At 53.8% G+C, this 3,380-nt stretch carries 1 tRNA gene and 2 rRNA genes (1 of these 3 running past the window's edge); all 3 read right to left on the bottom strand.

Annotated features, from left to right (window positions below):
* Window position 1 precedes the first annotated feature (1 nt).
* Window positions 2-78: transfer RNA gene (locus tag DQ393_RS01865), tRNA-Met, on the bottom strand.
* A gap of 454 nt (window positions 79-532) precedes the next feature.
* Window positions 533-647, bottom strand: a 5S ribosomal RNA gene (gene rrf, locus DQ393_RS01860).
* 269 nt (window positions 648-916) lie between these two features.
* A 23S ribosomal RNA gene (locus DQ393_RS01855) occupies window positions 917-3,380 on the bottom strand; it runs 430 nt beyond the window's last position.

The following is a 3,380-nucleotide window of genomic DNA, read 5'->3' as shown; positions in this document are numbered from 1 at the left end:
TTGGTTGCGGGGGCAGGATTTGAACCTGCGGCCTTCAGGTTATGAGCCTGACGAGCTACCGGGCTGCTCCACCCCGCGTCACCAGCGTAAGCCGCGTTGCGGCTTATCGCGCTTGCGTGAACCGCTATGCGGTTCATGCTTCATCCGGGCAAATCTGAAGGATTTGTCCCTTGTTCCCAGCGTAAGCCGCGTTGTGGCTTATCGCGTTACCGACGCAAATCGCGGAGCGATTTGTCGTCTTATCCAGCGCAAATCGCGGAGCGATTTGTCGCGTATTTCCAGCGTAAGCCGCGTTTGGGCTTATCGCGGTTGCGCAAACCCTTTGGTTTGTCGCGCCCTTGGCACCGTATTTCGGGCGCGTCGGGGTAATTTCCTGGCTCCAGAAGCGGCAAAGGCCGCATGAGCGGCCTATTGTAGCACGGCTTGAGCCGTCTGTGTGATGAGAAGATTTTATGAGGCATAGATTGCTTGAGCAATTTAGCGTGACGCATAAATCGATTTCATCGATTTAGCGTGGAGTTGCGATTAGCAGACCTGGCAGCGACCTACTCTCCCGCGTCTTAAGACGAAGTACCATGGGCGCAGGGGCGTTTCACGGCCGTGTTCGGAAAGGGAACGGGTGCAGCCACCCCGCCATAACCACCAGGTCGGCAAAGCGCAACTTGTTGATCCATGCGAACGCATGGATCAACAAGTTGCTCTTTCTGGGCTGATATGCCTTTCCTTCTCGCTTGTCGCTCGAAGGGGACATCAGCCGTCCATACGGAGGCTTGCTGTTCATGCTGCTGCATGGACAATTTGAGAAGCTGGATTTTTTTATTTGAACACGTCTTGGATGCTGGGCAGAAGCGGCTATTGCCTACTGCCTACATCCTATTGGCTCGTCGAATTTATTCGATGAGCACTGGCAATGGGAACGATCAAGCCAATCGAGCTATTAGTACCGGTAAGCTTCATGCGTTGCCGCACTTCCACACCCGGCCTATCAACGTGGTCGTCTTCCACGGCTCTGATAGGGAACACTCGTTTCCAGGTTGGTTTCCCGCTTAGATGCCTTCAGCGGTTATCCATTCCATATATAGCTACCCTGCTATGCCCTTGGCAGGACAACAGGTCCACCAGAGATATGTCCATCCCGGTCCTCTCGTACTAGGGACAGATCCTGTCAATATTCCTACACCCACGGCAGATAGGGACCGAACTGTCTCACGACGTTCTGAACCCAGCTCACGTACCGCTTTAATTGGCGAACAGCCAAACCCTTGGGACCTGCTCCAGCCCCAGGATGCGATGAGCCGACATCGAGGTGCCAAACAACCCCGTCGATATGGACTCTTGGGGGTCATCAGCCTGTTATCCCCGGCGTACCTTTTATCCGTTGAGCGATGGCCCTTCCACGCGGGACCACCGGATCACTATGACCGACTTTCGTCTCTGCTCGACTTGTCAGTCTCGCAGTCAGGCGGGCTTATGCCATTGCACTCGACGACCGATTTCCGACCGGTCTGAGCCCACCATCGCGCGCCTCCGTTACTCTTTCGGAGGCGACCGCCCCAGTCAAACTACCCACCATACACTGTCCCGGATCCGGATGACGGACCGCGGTTAGACATCCATGACGATAAGGGTGGTATTTCAAGGATGGCTCCACAAGAACTGGCGTCCCTGCTTCAAAGCCTACCACCTATCCTACACATGCCGACACGAATGCCAGTGTAAAGCTATAGTAAAGGTGCACGGGGTCTTTCCGTCTGACCGCAGGAACCCCGCATCTTCACGGGGAATTCAATTTCACTGAGTCTATGTTGGAGACAGCGGGGAAGTCGTTACGCCATTCGTGCAGGTCGGAACTTACCCGACAAGGAATTTCGCTACCTTAGGACCGTTATAGTTACGGCCGCCGTTTACTGGGGCTTCGATTCAGAGCTTGCACCCCTCCTCTTAACCTTCCAGCACCGGGCAGGCGTCAGACCCTATACGTCGTCTTGCGACTTCGCAGAGCCCTGTGTTTTTGGTAAACAGTCGCTACCCCCTGGTCTGTGCCACCCTCACATGCTTGCGCACATAAGGGTCACGCTTCTTCCGAAGTTACGCGTGCAATTTGCCGAGTTCCTTCAACATAGTTCTCTCAAGCGCCTTGGTATACTCTACCTGACCACCTGTGTCGGTTTCGGGTACGGTCTATACGGTGGAGCTATTTCCTGGAACCGCGTCCCCGCCCACACAATCCAATAAGTGTGAACAAGTTAAGCAATCCGTCACTACCACCAGGCCCACGAATATTAACGTGGTTCCCATCGACTACGCGTGTCCGCCTCGTCTTAGGGGCCGGCTAACCCTGCTCAGATTAACTTTAAGCAGGAACCCTTGGTCTTTCGGCGAGAGGGTCTCTCACCCTCTTTATCGTTACTCATGTCAACATTCGCACTTCCGATACCTCCAGGACCCCTCACGGGTATCCCTTCATCAGCTTACGGAACGCTCCGCTACCACTCCTCAAAGAGGAATCCTCAGCTTCGGTGCATGGCTTCAGCCCCGTTACATTTTCGGCGCAAAGACCCTTGACTAGACCAGTGAGCTGTTACGCTTTCTTTAAATGATGGCTGCTTCTAAGCCAACATCCTGGTTGTTTTGGGATCCTCACATCCTTTCCCACTTAGCCATGACTTGGGGACCTTAGCTGGAGGTTAGGGTTGTTGCCCTTTTCACGACGGACGTTAGCACCCGCCGTGTGTCTGCCTGGTAGTACTTCCCGGTATTCGGAGTTTGGTTAGGATCAGTAAGACGGTGAGTCCCCATAGCCCATCCAGTGCTCTACCCCCGGGAGTATTCGCCAGACGCTCTACCTAAATAGATTTCGCGGAGAACCAGCTATTTCCGAGTTTGATTGGCCTTTCACCCCTAGCCACAAGTCATCCCAATCTATTGCAACAGATGCGGGTTCGGTCCTCCAGTTGGTGTTACCCAACCTTCAACCTGCTCATGGCTAGATCACTCGGTTTCGGGTCTAATGCAACAAACTATATCGCCCTATTCAGACTCGCTTTCGCTTCGCCTACACCTACCGGCTTAAGCTTGCTTGTTACACTAAGTCGTTGACCCATTATACAAAAGGTACGCCGTCACCCTTGCGGGCTCCGACTGTTTGTAGGCATCCAGTTTCAGGTTCTATTTCACTCCCCTTGTCGGGGTGCTTTTCACCTTTCCCTCACGGTACTGGTTCGCTATCGGTCATGCACGAGTACTTAGGCTTGGAGAGTGGTCTCCCCATGTTCAGACAGGATTTCACGTGTCCCGCCCTACTCTAGGACAATAAAGCTATCTACGCGTACGGGGCTGTCACCCTCTACGGCAAACCTTTCCAGGTTCTTCCACTTTAA

The organism is Martinezella tropici, from assembly GCF_003287875.1.
Taxonomy (GTDB): Bacteria; Pseudomonadota; Alphaproteobacteria; order Rhizobiales; family Rhizobiaceae; genus Rhizobium; species Rhizobium tropici_C.
Note: the sequence above shows the minus strand (reverse complement) of the source record. Positions and strands in the feature narration are given on the sequence as shown.